The 14,704-nt window shown below is 30.8% G+C and carries 19 protein-coding genes; 17 read left to right on the forward strand and 2 right to left on the reverse strand.

The features are described 5' to 3' along the window. Nucleotides 1-20 precede the first annotated feature (20 nt). The 15 genes from AC5M21_RS02085 to hisC all read left to right on the forward strand — a co-directional run bounded on the left by AC5M21_RS02085 (nucleotide 21) and on the right by hisC (nucleotide 11,797). Nucleotides 21-320, forward strand: coding sequence for a hypothetical protein (locus tag AC5M21_RS02085; protein ID WP_008790118.1), 300 nt, complete (start codon nucleotides 21-23; stop codon nucleotides 318-320). A gap of 6 nt (nucleotides 321-326) precedes the next feature. After that, complete coding sequence (locus AC5M21_RS02090; protein ID WP_008790117.1) at nucleotides 327-1,529, forward strand: FILTED domain-containing surface protein; 1,203 nt, start codon at nucleotides 327-329, stop codon at nucleotides 1,527-1,529. A 126-nt stretch (nucleotides 1,530-1,655) separates the two neighbouring features. Further along, a complete protein-coding gene (locus AC5M21_RS02095; RefSeq protein ID WP_008790116.1) occupies nucleotides 1,656-2,162 on the forward strand; it encodes an AAA family ATPase in 507 nt (168 codons plus the stop codon). Nucleotides 2,163-2,352: 190 nt separating this feature from the next. Then, nucleotides 2,353-2,910: a CDP-alcohol phosphatidyltransferase family protein gene (locus tag AC5M21_RS02100; protein WP_008790115.1), complete on the forward strand. Its 558-nt coding sequence runs from the start codon at nucleotides 2,353-2,355 to the stop codon at nucleotides 2,908-2,910. A gap of 103 nt (nucleotides 2,911-3,013) precedes the next feature. Then, complete coding sequence (locus tag AC5M21_RS02105) at nucleotides 3,014-3,415, forward strand: hypothetical protein (RefSeq protein ID WP_008790114.1); 402 nt, start codon at nucleotides 3,014-3,016, stop codon at nucleotides 3,413-3,415. A gap of 27 nt (nucleotides 3,416-3,442) precedes the next feature. Beyond that, the gene (locus AC5M21_RS02110) at nucleotides 3,443-3,625 is read left to right on the forward strand and encodes a hypothetical protein (protein ID WP_017144089.1); all 183 of its coding nucleotides are present in this window, start codon (nucleotides 3,443-3,445) and stop codon (nucleotides 3,623-3,625) included. 101 nt (nucleotides 3,626-3,726) lie between these two features. Then, the gene (locus AC5M21_RS02115) at nucleotides 3,727-4,101 is read left to right on the forward strand and encodes a helix-turn-helix domain-containing protein (protein WP_008790112.1); all 375 of its coding nucleotides are present in this window, start codon (nucleotides 3,727-3,729) and stop codon (nucleotides 4,099-4,101) included. 165 nt (nucleotides 4,102-4,266) lie between these two features. Continuing rightward, on the forward strand, nucleotides 4,267-5,784 hold the full coding sequence (gene gpmI, locus AC5M21_RS02120) for a 2,3-bisphosphoglycerate-independent phosphoglycerate mutase (RefSeq protein ID WP_008790111.1): 1,518 nt from the start codon (nucleotides 4,267-4,269) through the stop codon (nucleotides 5,782-5,784). A 64-nt stretch (nucleotides 5,785-5,848) separates the two neighbouring features. Then, a complete protein-coding gene (locus tag AC5M21_RS02125; RefSeq protein ID WP_008790110.1) occupies nucleotides 5,849-6,364 on the forward strand; it encodes a DUF6568 family protein in 516 nt (171 codons plus the stop codon). Then, nucleotides 6,364-7,170, forward strand: a complete 807-nt coding sequence (locus AC5M21_RS02130) for a zinc ribbon domain-containing protein (protein ID WP_008790109.1) — start codon at nucleotides 6,364-6,366, stop codon at nucleotides 7,168-7,170. Before AC5M21_RS02125 ends, AC5M21_RS02130 begins: the two co-directional genes overlap by 1 nt. A gap of 74 nt (nucleotides 7,171-7,244) precedes the next feature. Next, complete coding sequence (locus AC5M21_RS02135; RefSeq protein ID WP_008790108.1) at nucleotides 7,245-7,970, forward strand: GntR family transcriptional regulator; 726 nt, start codon at nucleotides 7,245-7,247, stop codon at nucleotides 7,968-7,970. Next, nucleotides 7,967-9,136 carry a MupG family TIM beta-alpha barrel fold protein gene (locus tag AC5M21_RS02140; protein ID WP_008790107.1) on the forward strand — a complete coding sequence of 390 codons (1,170 nt, stop codon included), beginning with the start codon at nucleotides 7,967-7,969 and terminating at the stop codon, nucleotides 9,134-9,136. Before AC5M21_RS02135 ends, AC5M21_RS02140 begins: the two co-directional genes overlap by 4 nt. A 1-nt stretch (nucleotide 9,137) precedes the next feature. Next, nucleotides 9,138-9,857, forward strand: a complete 720-nt coding sequence (locus AC5M21_RS02145; protein ID WP_008790106.1) for an SIS domain-containing protein — start codon at nucleotides 9,138-9,140, stop codon at nucleotides 9,855-9,857. A 96-nt stretch (nucleotides 9,858-9,953) separates the two neighbouring features. Further along, nucleotides 9,954-10,748 (forward strand): HAD-IIB family hydrolase, encoded by a 795-nt coding sequence (locus tag AC5M21_RS02150; RefSeq protein WP_008790105.1) that lies wholly within the window; start codon nucleotides 9,954-9,956, stop codon nucleotides 10,746-10,748. Further along, complete coding sequence (gene hisC / locus AC5M21_RS02155; protein WP_008790104.1) at nucleotides 10,745-11,797, forward strand: histidinol-phosphate transaminase; 1,053 nt, start codon at nucleotides 10,745-10,747, stop codon at nucleotides 11,795-11,797. Before AC5M21_RS02150 ends, hisC begins: the two co-directional genes overlap by 4 nt. A gap of 24 nt (nucleotides 11,798-11,821) precedes the next feature. On the opposite strand, the gene nrdI is transcribed toward hisC, so the two are convergent. Then, nucleotides 11,822-12,178, reverse strand: coding sequence for a class Ib ribonucleoside-diphosphate reductase assembly flavoprotein NrdI (gene nrdI, locus AC5M21_RS02160; RefSeq protein ID WP_008790103.1), 357 nt, complete (start codon nucleotides 12,176-12,178; stop codon nucleotides 11,822-11,824). 86 nt (nucleotides 12,179-12,264) lie between these two features. After that, nucleotides 12,265-13,020, reverse strand: coding sequence for an alpha/beta hydrolase (locus AC5M21_RS02165; RefSeq protein ID WP_008790102.1), 756 nt, complete (start codon nucleotides 13,018-13,020; stop codon nucleotides 12,265-12,267). A gap of 111 nt (nucleotides 13,021-13,131) precedes the next feature. On the opposite strand from AC5M21_RS02165, the gene ppaX reads away from it, so the two are divergent. Together ppaX and trxB are read left to right on the forward strand one after the other, a co-directional pair. Continuing rightward, the gene (gene ppaX, locus AC5M21_RS02170) at nucleotides 13,132-13,779 is read left to right on the forward strand and encodes a pyrophosphatase PpaX (protein ID WP_008790101.1); all 648 of its coding nucleotides are present in this window, start codon (nucleotides 13,132-13,134) and stop codon (nucleotides 13,777-13,779) included. 1 nt (nucleotide 13,780) lies between these two features. Continuing rightward, nucleotides 13,781-14,683 (forward strand): thioredoxin-disulfide reductase, encoded by a 903-nt coding sequence (trxB, locus tag AC5M21_RS02175; RefSeq protein WP_117769013.1) that lies wholly within the window; start codon nucleotides 13,781-13,783, stop codon nucleotides 14,681-14,683. Nucleotides 14,684-14,704 lie beyond the last annotated feature (21 nt).

Genomic DNA, 14,704 nt, shown 5'->3' on the forward strand with positions numbered 1-14,704 from the left:
GAGTAGGGAGATGAACATTAATGAAAGTTATCAAGAAAGTATTTACATTCCTATTCATAGGAATAATTATTTTAGGAGAGTTTACTGATATAAAGGCTTATCAGATTGAACCTGTAACTTATCATATAAAGATGTATGGAACAATCTATAATGCGAAAGGTAAAGTTGTTGAAAAAAATGCTATGTTTGAAAGAAGTTATACTTTTAGTGAAAGTGTAAATTCGTATTTATATGGTGGTCAAAAGGATGATCCTACACGTTTTGACTTAGGTAAAAAACAAACAATTATTCTAAATTATGTTGAAGTAAATGGCAGATAAACAGAAGTGAAAATACATCCTGATAATCCATTACGTGCAAATCTAATTTATGATGATCTCTATTTTGATTATAATTCAAGTAATGCTTTGGCACCTGAAAATCTTTTTACAATTAGTTTGTTTAGGAAAATCCCAATTGTTGTGACTGCAAAGAGTATGACAGTCACATATGATGGTACTGAAAAAAAATTATCTGGTTTTGACATAACTGCTGGGAGTCTAAAAACTGGTCATAATGTTGTTGTACAACATGAATCGATTTTAGCAACTGAGTCTGGTAAATATATCTTGAATCTTGAAGAAGCAAAAGTTTATGATAAAACTGGAAATGATGTGAGTTATTTTTACAGTCTTTATTTGGAATCAGGATCATTAACTATTCATCCAGCACCTATGACAATAACAATAGATGATGTAGAAAAAAACATAGGAACAGATGATCCAGATTTCACAGCAACGGTTGAAGGAGAGATTGAGGGGCAACCTTTAAATTACACATTAACAAGAGAATCTGGTGAAGAATTAGGTGAATATCCCATTACTGCTCATTATGTTGAAAATAAAAATTACATAGTTAATATAGTAGAAGGAAAATTATCTATTATAGAAGCGATTGTTAATCAACCTGATGATGAGGAACCACCCTTATCTAATAATGAAGAGCCAGCAACTCCCGAAATCACTGGACCTATTGAAGTACCTGAAGCAGGAATTTCAGCAAACCTATCTCCAAATATAGAAGATTCTACAAGAGTGCCAGCCAATATAGTAACTCCTGTAGTTAATACGCCAGTACAAAATAATAACCAACAACAAGAAGAGAATAATGAAACAGAAGTTATCACGGTTAATGATAACAAGACACCTTTAGCAGGTATTGAAAATTCTTGGGCATTGATTAATTTGATTGCTGCAATGACAACTGTAATCTTAGGAATTGTTATTATTTTCTTGAAGAAAAATATGGAATCAAATCAAGAAGAAGGTCTAACATATCAAAAGCGTTATATATGGATGAAGTTATTAGGAATTGCTATTGCAATCATATCTGTTGTGATTTTTATACTTACAGAAGATATAGCTTTACCAATGGTTATGTTAGATAAATATACTGTTGTTATGGTTGTTATAGCAATCATTCAGTTTGTTGTTTTCTTTACGCATACAATTGTTAAGAAAAAAGTGAATAAACAAATCTCACAAGCATAGATAGACTGTCAGTTTGGCAGTCTTTTTATTGGATATATGTTTACATATTGTCATTATATTTAAAAATGATTTTACTTGAAATTTATTGAGAGATATACTGTATATAGTAGAAATGGAGGTTTTTTGATGAAAAAATTAATTCTTATAGGTGGAACAATGGGGGTTGGTAAAACAGCTACATCTTCATTGCTTAAACAAAAATTGAATCAAAGTGTCTTTTTAGATGGTGATTGGTGTTGGGATATGCATCCATTTGTTGTTAATAGAGAAACTAAAGCTATGGTTATGAATAATATTGTTTATCAATTAAATCAATTTATAAGTTGTAGTGAAATAGAAAATATTATATTCTGTTGGGTTATGCATGAACAATCAATTATTGATGAAATTCTTTCAAGAGTTGATATTAACCATTGTCATGTTTATACGTTTTCACTTATTTGTTCAGATGATACTTTAAAAGCACATCTTCAGACAGATATAGATGCAGGCATTCGTAGTCAGGATATAATAGAAAGAAGTTTAGAAAGGATGAAACTTTATAAACAACTGAATACAATTAAAATTGATATTTCTCATTCTACAATTGATGAGACTGCTGAAAAGATTTATAAAATTCTAAATGCAAAGTAAATAACTAATATTCCCTTTATTACTGTAATAACTGAGATTATAGGAATTTCATTCAAATAATAGGTCTTCATAATTTTCTTAGTAAGCAGATAATAATAAATATAATGAAGATAGAGCACATTAAGATAATGGTTTGACTTCAACATCTATTTTCCTTATAATAAGGGATATATAAAGGCAGGGAATAAACATGTTTACAAAAAAAGAGATTTTTAGTATTCCAAATATATTGTGTTATTTTAGAATTGGACTAGTTCCTATTTTTCTATATACATATTTTACAGCAGAAGGTAGTGAAGGTCATATGATATCAGCTGGAATACTTATTTTATCAAGTTTAAGTGATTTCTTTGATGGCTTTATAGCAAGAAAATATGATATGATTACTGAACTTGGAAAACTGATTGATCCTGTTGCCGATAAACTTACTCAATTTGTTGTTGCATGTACATTGATGTATACCTATCCTGCATATTCATGGCTTGTTGCTATTATTGTATTGAAGGATGGTATGTTGCTTTTTGTTGGTTGGTTTATTTATCGAAAAAAGGGAAAACATCTCGCTCAAGCTGAAATGCCAGGTAAAATTGCTACAGCAGTCTTCTTTGTCGTATCTATTCTATTAATTGCTTTCTATATTCCAGGAACAATGATTTCAACTGTTATGATTTATTCTACAGTTGTATTAATGATTATTGCTATGATTTATTATAGTCAGGGACTCTATCGTTTATATAAAGAAAATTAAGCAAGTTAAGACTTGCTTTTTTATTTCATATAAAATCTAAGAAAATAGATGATAAACATATATTTCTTTTTTTATTTCTTGTATAATGAATAGAGGTGATATTATGAGTAAACGTGATTTAAAACAATTATGTTATTTAGAAGCATTAGAAGATAATGTTGTTTCTGTTGAGATGATTTTGAATCGACTCAATCAGATTGAAAGTAAAAAGGGCGTTTTTGATGCTTATATTTTACAACATGATCGCTCAAGGACAATTCTAGATTTAGAGCTTTCTCTAGCAACACTCTGTGTTTTACTAAGGAAAATGGCTGAGAATCTTTTTATCGTGACTCCTGATGAACTTCGAAAAGATATGAATAGTATCATTCATTCAAATCGTTTTGAATATAATCGTTTGGAAGTTATTGTTTATTCTCAAAAAGGAAAAGAACATGTTGATTTAAATGCATTGTTAGCATTTTGTCATCATATTCTTTCAAGTGACAAACTTCGTAATTTATAAAGGTTATAATCTTCCTGGGTGATGTATATGAATCTAAGGAAAAATATTGGAATTATTATGATGATGTTGGGTGTTTTATTAACAATTAATCAAAGTGGGCAAGAAAATGAATTTTTAAAACAAGTCGAACTTGTGATTAAAAGTTATTGGCCACTCATTTTAAGTTTTATAGGGATTTATATGATTTCTACACCACGAAAAAGACGATAGCAACTTCAAAGTGCGCTATTGACTGAGTATAGTTGGTAGTATGCAACCAGTTGTACAGTTATGATAATACTGTCAAGATGACTGGAGGAGGAAATAATATTATGGCTTTTTCAAAACAACTTATTCATTTAAGAAATATACGGGGAATGTCGCAAGAAGAACTAGCTGCATTGATGGATGTAACAAGACAATCAGTATCTAAATGGGAAACAAATCAAACCTATCCTGATAGTGAGAAATTGATAAGATTAAGTGAAATCTTTGAAGTGAGTACTGATTATCTTTTAAAGGGAACAGAGACTGAAATAACAGATGGTCAATATAATTCTCAGGCAGGTGTTCAAATGTCAGCAGAAGTCAATGATATTTTAGATCATGTTTATCATATGAGTCGAATAAAAAGAATGATGATTGGTTTAAGTTTATTAGCTGTCATTATTTTCTTATGTATATCGTGTTTTTTAGTATGGAAGTAGGGATGTTCATGAGAGCATCTTTTTAAAATATCAGAATATTATGAAATGTTTTGTAAGATTATCAGATGAAAATCTTGAAATGAATGAATATGTGAAAAAATTAATCTTATAACTTTATTTTTAGGTTATAATTTTGTATAATGAGCGCATATGGAGGTATAGATAATGAAAAAGAGACCTGTGGTTTTATGTATTTTAGATGGTTATGGATTGACTGATCGTATTGATGGGAATGCTGTGAAATTAGCAAATACACCAAATTTAGATGATTTGATGGCAATGTATCCAACAACGACAATCAAAGCTTGTGGTAATGCAGTTGGGTTACCAGAAGGTCAAATGGGTAATAGTGAAGTGGGGCATTTAAATATTGGTGCTGGTAGAATTGTTTATCAATCATTAACTTTAATTAATAAAGCAGTTGAAGATGGAACATTCTATAAAAATGAAAAATTCTTAAAAGCAATTCAACATGCAAAAGACAATAACTCAAAATTACACATTTGGGGATTGTTATCAAATGGTGGGGTTCATTCATCAAATGAACATATCTATGCATTGTTAAAACTTGCTAAAGATCAAGGGTTAGAAAAAGTTTATGTTCATGCATTCTTAGATGGTAGAGATGTTGCACCAGATAGTGGTGCTGATTTTGTTCAAGAATTACAAGATAAAATTGATGAAATTGGTGTTGGAACAATTGCCAGTGTTTCTGGTAGATATTACGCAATGGATAGAGATAAGAGAATGGATCGTGTTGAACTTGCATATAATGCATTGGTTGCTAAAAGTGGTGAAACATATAGCAATCCAGTTCAATATGTTAAAGATTCTTATGCAAAAGATACATTTGATGAGTTTGTTTTGCCAGGATATAATCCTGCTGTTGATGGAGGAGTGAGTGATAATGATTCAATCATTTTTGCTAACTTCAGACCAGATAGAGCAATTCAAATGTCAAATGTCTTTACTGCAGATGTTTATGAAGACTTTAAACCTGCTGATAAGCCTAAAAATCTTGAATTTGTATGTATGATGAAATATGCAGATACTGTTCATGGTGAAGTTGCTTTTGCGTTACCGGATTTAACAAATACTTTAGGTGATTATTTATCATCTCAAGGTATGAAGCAATTAAGAATTGCAGAGACAGAAAAATATGCTCATGTTACATTCTTCTTTGATGGTGGTATTGATAAAGAAATCGAAGGAGCAACTCGTGTTTTAATTAATTCACCAAAGGTTGCAACTTATGATTTACAGCCAGAAATGAGTGCATATGAAGTGAAAGATGCATTAATTGCAGAATTAGATAAAGATATTCATGATGTTGTAATTGTGAACTTTGCAAACTGTGATATGGTCGGACATACTGGAATTATTCCTGCGGCTATTAAGGCAGTTAGTGTTGTTGATGAATGTGTTGGAGAAGTTTATGAAAAGGTTCTTGAACTTGGTGGGACAATGTTAATTACTGCTGATCATGGAAATAGTGAAAGATTATTGGATGAAGAAGATAATCCATTTACTGCTCATACAACAAATCCAGTACCATTAATTCTTACAAATACACACTTAGAATTAAAAGAAGGTGGAAAACTTGGAGATTTAGCGCCAACAATTCTTCAATTGTTAGGATTGCCAATTCCTGAAGAAATGACAGGTGAAAGCTTACTAGGATAAGAGAAATTCTTATCCTTTTCTTTTATCTTTGTTTATGGTATATTAAACAAAATGGAGTGATTCTATGAAAAAAATAATATGTTTTCTTTTGTCTATTCTTGTTTTATGGGGGTGTTCAAGCACAGATACAGCCTCAAAAATACAAATTCAAGGAATTGAAAATATTAATTATGAAAAGTTAACACAAAATTTAAATTCAAATGTTAAATTTATATTGTATATAGGAAGACCTGACTGTGGAGATTGTCAGGAATTTTATCCAATTTTAGAAGAGTATATTGAAAATCATGAAGGAAGCGGTATCTATTATCTAAATATTAAAGATTTTAGAGATCGTGCTAAAGCGGAGAGTGCAACTAAGGAAGAAAAAGATTTCTATGATAATCTTTACAAGGAATTACATTTTGATTGGACTCCAACCATTCATATTATTTCAAATGGAAAGTTTATAAAAACTTATCAGTATCTAGATGAAGATTATATAGAAATTAAGGATCGAGAGAAACAAAAAGCGAAAAGACAGGAGTTTTTAGATCAATTTCAAGTTTTTATGGATGATTATTTTAAGGAGGATTTATAATGAAAAAGTGCCCAAGATGTGGTCATGAAGTGAATAATAATGAAAAATATTGTCCCCATTGTGGATTAGATTTACAAGAAAGATATCGAGCTATTAAGCCTAAAAACAAGGCGATGACATATTTACTATATGTTATTATCTTCTTTTCATTTATCACGATTCCTCTTTTTTATAGTCGTTTATTGAATGCTATAGATAATGATGTAACACAGTTAAATGAAGAGAAAATTGAATTGCCAAAAATCGAAGATACCCAACCGACGTCTATATTAGCAGTTTATGATACACTTGCTGATTTTCAAAAACAATTTACAAATGTCAACACAATTGTTGATGCAATTTCTCAATATGAAGCATCACTTACTCAACGAGGTGATTATACATTTGATAAGACATATCATCTTGTTATTTTAAATAATTATGATATTTATTATACATTAACCTATACAACACAGATTAATGAAAATTTAAGTGTGACTATCCAACGACAATATGATCGTTCACATACTTATAATACTGAAGAAATCACTTTTAAACATACAGGAGCAACAACATTTAATGAATTGTTCTTGAATGAAGAAGAATTAAAAATCGTCAAAACTTTTACAGGTGAACAAAAAATTACTGATGAATTAATTGCAGATTTTTCAAAGCGTCAAGATGAATTTGATACTAAGAAAAAAACATTAGGTCATTATGGATTAGGTAACTACAATGGTCGTTCTTCATTTGTCGCTCATAGACAGGGTGAAAGTTATTACTCAGAATTGGTTTATAACCATGAAGTAAAAGATTATATTCATTAAACAGATGTTTCATCTGTTTTTTTCTTTTTTTATGTGCTATAATAATCTTGTCTAGACAAGACGGAGGAATCGCGATGAAAGAAAATCAATATCAGTATATAAAAATTAAAGATTATATACAGAAGAATATTCAAAAAGGAGTTTATAAGGATGATAGAATTGAGAGTGAAAATTGTTTGGCTAAGCAATTTCATGTTTCAAGGATGACTGTTAGGCAGGCTTTATTATCTTTGCAACAAGAAGGACTGATTTATACTGTACCTAAAAAAGGTGCGTATGTTCAAAAACAAAAATCCTTAAAGACGTTAGATGGATTACAGAGTTTTAGTGAAGATGTTTCACGTTTAGAAGGAGATATTTCTTCACAAATTATTCTTTGTCAAAAAGAAAAAACGGATGATATGAAATTGCAATCTTTAGGATTGTTAGATAAAAATCAGGAAGTTTGGCATATTGTGAGGGTACGTTATATGGATCGTGAGCCCATTGCTTATGAAGATGGTTATTATCATGGAGGTCTTGTTCCAGATATTTCAGTTCAAGTTTTACAACAGTCTTTATATGCTTATTTTGAAAATGAACTTCAATTAAATATTGCTTATTCACATCAACAGATTGATGCTTGCTTGGCTGAACAATTTGCTCATTACTTGGAAATTTCAAAAGAGCAACCATTGTTGAGAATCTTACAAACAACCTATCTTAAAGATGATGTATGTCTTGAATATGGATATACATATTATCGTGTAGATAAGTATAGCTTTAATCAAATAGCTTATAGAAAGAAGGGAGATTTATGAAAGAAATCGGTATTTCTGTTTATCCTGATTTTGATGATTTAGAAACAATTAAAAAGACATTGGATACTGCAAAAGAATTAGGATACAAAGATATTTTTACATCTATAGAACTTGGTGATTTAGGATTTGAAAATACAACAATTGGAATAAATGATAAATTTCAATTTTTATTTGAATATTGTCATCAGTTAGATTTAGAAATACATGTTGATATCAATGATAGAATGTTAAAACACATAGGTGGGGCACCTGATAATCTTAAACCAGTTTTCGACCTCAAGATAAAAGTATTACGTTTAGATAGTGGTTTTACGCATCAAGAAATAGCTTTGATGACCAAGAATCCTTATGGCATTATCATTGAAGAAAATGCTTCTATGCTACAATTTCCTAAAGAGAGAATAGAAACAATTGTTAGCGAAGGAAATATTCAGCAATATTATGCCTGCCATAACTTTTTTCCACTCAATGAAACAGGATTAAGATATGAAGATGCTTTAGCTTCAGCGAAACTGTTTAAAAGTTATGGGATCAAAGTAGGTATCTTTATTGGTTCATTATATTCTAGTCGTGATTTAAATGATGTGGGAGACTATATTGTCACAATAGAAGATCATAGATATAAACCATCATATATACAAGCTATGGAGTTATTTGTTCATCCAGAATTTGATTTTATTATTTTTGGTGATAGTCATCCACGTTTAGACGAATTACAAAAAGTGAGTCAAGTTGCTCAGTATGATTGTTTAGACTTTCTATCAACTCAATATGATATGAGTAGATTGGACAAAAATGATATCAAAGGATTATATTGTGTGGAAATACCTGTTTGGTTTGATATAGATTTAGATGAAGATATTAAAAAAAGATTGACTCATATGGTTTTCTTACCACGCTCAGATCAACCAGAATTGATGGTGCGTGGAACACAGTCAAGAGATATATGTGCTTGTACTCGTTATAATCCTTTGAAAAGAGAAGCATATTCGTTAGTAATGATAAATGAATTTGCAAATCGTTATAATGGTGAACTTCAAATTCCACTAACTGATTTACCAGCAGTGCGTTACGCAAATGTCATTGGTCAAGTGAAGCCATATGCTAGGAGGTTAGTTGAACTTATACAATATGGACAGGCTTTATTTGTTCTTAAGGAGGATTAATATGCAAGAACAATTCGCTCAAAAAATGATTGAAATTTTAAATTTATTTACAGAAACCCAATCAGAAAATATGAAGACTGTTGCGGACATAATTGTTGATAGAATTAAAGAGGGTGGAAGATTCTTTGTGTTTGGAACGGGTCATTCACATATGGTAGGTGAGGAGTTCTATGCGAGAGCAGGGGGGCTTGCTTGTGTTCAACTTATTGCTCCAATGGAATTGACGTTAGGAGAACACCCATTAAAGTCAACTCAAATTGAAAGAATTGCTGAATATGCACATGTGATTATGATGCAGTACGGATTCAAAGATAAAGATATTATTCTCATTTCGTCTAATTCAGGACGAAATGCTATGCCAGTTGAACTTGCTATGGCATGTCATGAATTGGGGATGTGCACAATTGCCTTTACCAATTTAAAACATTCTCAGGTTGTAACAAGTCGTCATAGTCGTGGTCTTAAACTCTATCAAGTTTGTGATTATGTTATTGATAATTGTGGTGTTGTTGGTGATGCTATGATGGAGGTGAAAGGTGTAAAAGGACAGATGGGGGCAAGTTCTAGTTTGATAGGAATGTTTATGGCTCAAACTTTATCCATGCTTATAGCTCAAAAACTTGCTGAAGTAGGAATTGAACCACCTGTTTTCCTTAGTGCTAATGTTGATGAAGGAGATGCTTGGAATCAAAAAATAATGTCTGAATATTATCATATTTAAGAAAAGCTAGCGTTGCTGGCTTTTCTTATACGGAAATATAATGACAAGTTATTATTTTTAAGTATAATAGTAATAAGTCAATAAGGGGGAAGTTATATGATAAAGATGTTATTTAGTGATATGGATGGGACAATTATAGATTTCAATGAAATGAAACATGAACATGATAAAGAGATGTTAGAAGAATTAAAGAAACAAGGTCATTTGATTGCTTTTAATACAGGTAGAAATTTTCAAGAAGCATATTATTGTATAGATCGTCATCACTTCCCATATGATTATTTAATTTTAAATAATGGTGCTCATATTGTAAATAAAGAGGGAAAAGAACTTTTTAAGAAAATTATTCCTCAGCATGTTGGTAGGAAAATTATAGAATATGCAATGAACTTTACAAACTTATTTGTTTTCTTTTATGATGGAAAAAGGACTTTAGGACATTGTAATGGTCAAACTTATGAACATTCATCAGGTGGAAATAGAGAAATTCATGATGTTTGTTTTCAAGAAGCATATCTTCAAGTAGATGAATTTGATATCATTGCAGTACATCAAGTGGATGAAGGTGATAGAGATATTTTAAAGATTCAAAAGTATATTCAAGATAACTTTAGTCAATATGCAGTTGGAACATTAAATACACATTATTTAGATATTACAGCAAGTGGCTGTAGTAAAGGCACTGGTATTACAGTTCTTAAAGAATTGTTGAACGAAAAGGTTGAGACATATTGTATTGGAGATTCATTTAATGATATTTCAATGTTTGAAGTCTCAGACCACGCATATACGTTTCAGCATGTTTCGTCCACTATTTATCAGCATGCTGATAAAAAAGTGAATTATGTTTATGATGTCATAGATGATATGTTAGGAGGAAAAAGAGAATGAGTTGGCAAGAAAAATTAAGAAATGTAGAACCATATCAGGCTGGAGAACAACCAAAGATCAAGAATTTGATTAAATTAAATACCAACGAAAATCCTTATCATCCAGGTGAAAAAGTGATTTCAGCAATCAGTGATTTTGATGCTGCTATCTTATCATTGTATCCTAATCCTGATGCTGATGATTTAAAACATAGTCTTGCTCAGTATCATGGTCTCAAAGATGAACAAGTCTTTTTAGGAAATGGTTCAGATGAAGTTTTGGCACTTATTTTCTTAACTTGTTTTAATGGTCAGGCTCCTGTTTTATTTCCAGATATCAGTTATTCATTTTATCCTGTATATTGCGAACTTTATGATTTGAATTATGAAATGATTCCATTAAATGAACATTTTGAAATTATCAAAGAAGATTATTATAAAGAAAATTCTGGGATTATTTTTCCTAATCCTAATGCACCTACAGGTCTTTTGGTTTCACTTGATTTTATAGAAGATATCTTAAAGCATAATCAAAACAGTATTGTCGTTGTTGATGAAGCTTATATTGATTTTGGAGGAGAAAGTGCAGTCACACTACTAGAAAAATACCCTCATCTGTTAATTACACAGACTTTTTCTAAATTTAGATCTCTAGCTGGTATTCGCTTAGGTGTTGCTTTAGGAAACCAAGAAATCATTGCAAAGCTATATGATGTTAAAAATTCTTTTAATTCTTATCCAATAGATAGCTTGGCACAAGTGATTGGAAAGGCAAGTATAGACGATAGTTTCTATATTAAGGACAATGCACGAAAAATTATAGAAACAAGAGAATATACAAAAAGAGAACTTAAGAATTTAGGTTTTGAGATGCCAGATTCTTATGCTAATTTTATTTTTATCAAACACCCTCAAAAAGATGCTGAAGAAATATTTAAAAAATTAAGAGAGAATGGCATTCTGGTACGTTATTTTAAAAAACCAAGAATTGACCAATATCTACGTGTTACAATTGGTACTCAAGAACAAATGGAAATATTTATTGAAAATATAAAAAAGATAATAGACTAAAAAAACAATGGGTAACCATTGTTTTTAGAATTCAGTTAATATTTTTTGAATTGCAATAATATCTTGTTCTGTTCCTTCATTTTCAATTTTATATAAATAAGGAACATTATATGCTTCACTAATTTTATTTCCAGATTGTGCAAAAGCTTCACCATAACCTGTATCACCGCTAGCAATAACTCCTTTAATATAAGATACATGATGCTCTAAGAAAGTTTCAACTTCTGCGGGGATATCACCATATCCATCAGTATATGTGAATAATAAGAAATCCTCATCCACTTTTTCATCACCACTCATAATACGAGTTGGATTATTTATATTTAATTTGTTCATCAAGATTTCAACATGACCAGTTCTTGACGCATATACTATTTTCATTTATTTCCTCCTTTTGTTAGTCAGTGCTAACTGTGATATAAAATATCATTTCTCTCTAAAAAAAGCAAGCCATTTGATAAAAAAGCTTACTTCCATAAATAGTCAAAATAGACTTTATTCTCTTTTTCCCAAGATGCTTCATTATGTTGTCCATTTTTTATAATGTTCAAGTGAAAGGAAGCACCCCTTAAGTAAAATTGTTTTTCAATTTCATTTAAATTGTTTTTCATTAATTCAATTCCCTTTTTCCCTCTGACTTCTTTTGTACCAAAACTCATATAGACTCGTGTATCAGAATCAATAAATGCTTCCTGCAACTCGTTTTTCAGCTGGGGCATGCACATTGAAATTGCTGAGGACAGACAAGCAGCTTTTGAAAAATATATATTGTACTTAATAACTGTATAAAGTGCCATGAGTCCACCCATTGAGCTTCCACCAATGCCGGTGCATTCACGAAATGGTATTGTACGGTAGTGTTCATCAATGAAAGGTTTTAATTCTTCAATAACCCAATCCATTAATATTTCTCCTTTACCATTGATATGACCAAAATAGGAATTGTCAAATGTATAAGGAGAAAACTCATTTAATCTTTCCTGTCCTTCATGATTACACTCAATTCCAACAATAATAAAAGGTTTATCATAATCATTTAGAAAGTCTTCAAGTCCCCATGACTTTCCATAAGTCGCATCATGATCTTGAAATAAATTATGTCCATCATACATATACATAACAGGATAATGAACTTGTGTTTCATAATAGTTATCTGGTAATGCAATATGAAGCGTTCGTTCTAATTGAAAAGGTGTTATATAAGTCGTTATCTTTTTAATCATAATATTCCTCATTTCCTTTTTCTTATATGATATACTTATAAAGTATGAAATATCAAGCATAATATTAACGTGTGGAGCATGAGTGTGTTATAATACAAAAAGGAGGTCATTATGAAAAAAGCTTTGGCTATTATATTTGATTTAGATGGAACATTATTAAATACTGATTTATTAATTCAAAAAACATTTGAACATGTTTTTGAAAAATATAAACCTGGATATACTTTAAGTAAGGAAGAGCACTTATCTTTTTTAGGACCTACATTAACAGCAACGTTTGAAAGATATTTTCCTGAAAATATGATTGAAGAACTCATTGAATATTATCGTGAGTATAATCATGCGCATCATGAGGACTATGTAACAATATATCCAACAGTAAAAGAAACTTTAGAAAGCTTGAAAAAGGATAATTATCCTTTAGCTGTTGTCACAACAAAATCAACACATGCAGCTTATCTAGGTTTAGAACTTTTTGATATAACAAAATATTTTGATATTGTTTTGGGTATGGAAGATGTTAAGAATGTAAAACCAGATCCTGAAGGAATTAAAAAGGCAATGGAGACTATGAAGTGTTCAAATGCCATATATGTTGGTGATAATCAAACAGATATTCAGGCAGGAAAAAATGCTGAAATTTATACAGCAGGCGTGAAGTGGTCACCAAAAGGAACAAGTGCTATGGAATCATTGCATCCAGATTTCATGATTGATCGTATGGATGATATATTAAAGTTAATAGAGAGGATTGATTAGAATGGTAGATTTAATTGTTATTGGAGCTGGACCATCTGGGTTGACAGCGGCTTTATATGCAACACGTGCAGGTGCAAGTGTTATTGTCTTAGATGGAGGGGCACCAGGTGGAAAATTAAACCTGACTGCTGAAATTGAAAATTATCCAGGTATGATGAAAAAAGGACCTGAGTTAGCATATTCAATGTATGAACAATGCTTATCATTTGGTGCTAAGTATGAATATGGTGAAGTAACTCATATTGAAGACAAGGGAGAACATAAAATTGTTCATACTGCTGACCAGCAATATGATGGTAAATATGTTTTTATTGCAACTGGAACAAAAGAAAGAAAGATGAATATTCCCGGTGAAGATGAAATGAGTGGACGTGGTGTTTCTTATTGCGCTGTTTGTGATGGACCATTCTTTAAAAATAAGACAGTTTGTGTTGTTGGTGGTGGAAATTCAGCAATCGAAGAAGCTATTTATTTAAGTGATATTGTTAAGCAGGTTCATGTGATTGTGCGTCGTGATGTTTTAAGAGCAGATCAATATCTTATTGATAAATTAAAGCAAAAAGAAAATATTGAAATGCACTATCTCAAGAAGCCATCTTCAGTTAAATCACATGATAATAAGGTGAGTGGTTTGGTTATAGAAGATTCCAAGACAGGAGAGTTGTCTTTAATTCCTACAGATGGAATATTCCCATTTATAGGTTTGGATCCAATCAGTGGTTTTGTAAAAGACTTAGCAATAGTTAATGAAAGAGGATATATTGAAGTTGACGAAAATCAGGAAACAAGTGTGAAAGGTATTTTTGCAGGTGGAGATGTTACAGAGAAGAATTTACGTCAAGTTATTACAGCAGCAAATGATGGTGCTATTGCTGGACAATATATTGCATCATTATTAAAGTAGGAAGATGAGAATCTTCCTTTT

This window comes from Coprobacillus sp., assembly GCF_984815275.1.

Bases quoted from the DNA above. Each gene is read 5' to 3' on its own strand.
- AC5M21_RS02115 (WP_008790112.1), top strand. From the start codon at position 3,727: ATGGCTTTTTCAAAACAACTTATTCATTTAAGAAATATACGGGGAATG.
- AC5M21_RS02135 (WP_008790108.1), top strand. From the start codon at position 7,245: ATGAAAGAAAATCAATATCAGTATATAAAAATTAAAGATTATATACAG.
- AC5M21_RS02165 (WP_008790102.1), bottom strand. From the start codon at position 13,020: ATGATTAAAAAGATAACGACTTATATAACACCTTTTCAATTAGAACGA.
- nrdI (WP_008790103.1), bottom strand. From the start codon at position 12,178: ATGAAAATAGTATATGCGTCAAGAACTGGTCATGTTGAAATCTTGATG.
- AC5M21_RS02145 (WP_008790106.1), top strand. From the start codon at position 9,138: ATGCAAGAACAATTCGCTCAAAAAATGATTGAAATTTTAAATTTATTT.
- AC5M21_RS02105 (WP_008790114.1), top strand. From the start codon at position 3,014: ATGAGTAAACGTGATTTAAAACAATTATGTTATTTAGAAGCATTAGAA.
- AC5M21_RS02130 (WP_008790109.1), top strand. From the start codon at position 6,364: ATGAAAAAGTGCCCAAGATGTGGTCATGAAGTGAATAATAATGAAAAA.
- AC5M21_RS02125 (WP_008790110.1), top strand. From the start codon at position 5,849: ATGAAAAAAATAATATGTTTTCTTTTGTCTATTCTTGTTTTATGGGGG.
- gpmI (WP_008790111.1), top strand. From the start codon at position 4,267: ATGAAAAAGAGACCTGTGGTTTTATGTATTTTAGATGGTTATGGATTG.
- ppaX (WP_008790101.1), top strand. From the start codon at position 13,132: ATGAAAAAAGCTTTGGCTATTATATTTGATTTAGATGGAACATTATTA.
- AC5M21_RS02140 (WP_008790107.1), top strand. From the start codon at position 7,967: ATGAAAGAAATCGGTATTTCTGTTTATCCTGATTTTGATGATTTAGAA.
- AC5M21_RS02150 (WP_008790105.1), top strand. From the start codon at position 9,954: ATGATAAAGATGTTATTTAGTGATATGGATGGGACAATTATAGATTTC.
- AC5M21_RS02110 (WP_017144089.1), top strand. From the start codon at position 3,443: ATGAATCTAAGGAAAAATATTGGAATTATTATGATGATGTTGGGTGTT.
- AC5M21_RS02085 (WP_008790118.1), top strand. From the start codon at position 21: ATGAAAGTTATCAAGAAAGTATTTACATTCCTATTCATAGGAATAATT.
- AC5M21_RS02100 (WP_008790115.1), top strand. From the start codon at position 2,353: ATGTTTACAAAAAAAGAGATTTTTAGTATTCCAAATATATTGTGTTAT.
- AC5M21_RS02095 (WP_008790116.1), top strand. From the start codon at position 1,656: ATGAAAAAATTAATTCTTATAGGTGGAACAATGGGGGTTGGTAAAACA.
- trxB (WP_117769013.1), top strand. From the start codon at position 13,781: ATGGTAGATTTAATTGTTATTGGAGCTGGACCATCTGGGTTGACAGCG.
- hisC (WP_008790104.1), top strand. From the start codon at position 10,745: ATGAGTTGGCAAGAAAAATTAAGAAATGTAGAACCATATCAGGCTGGA.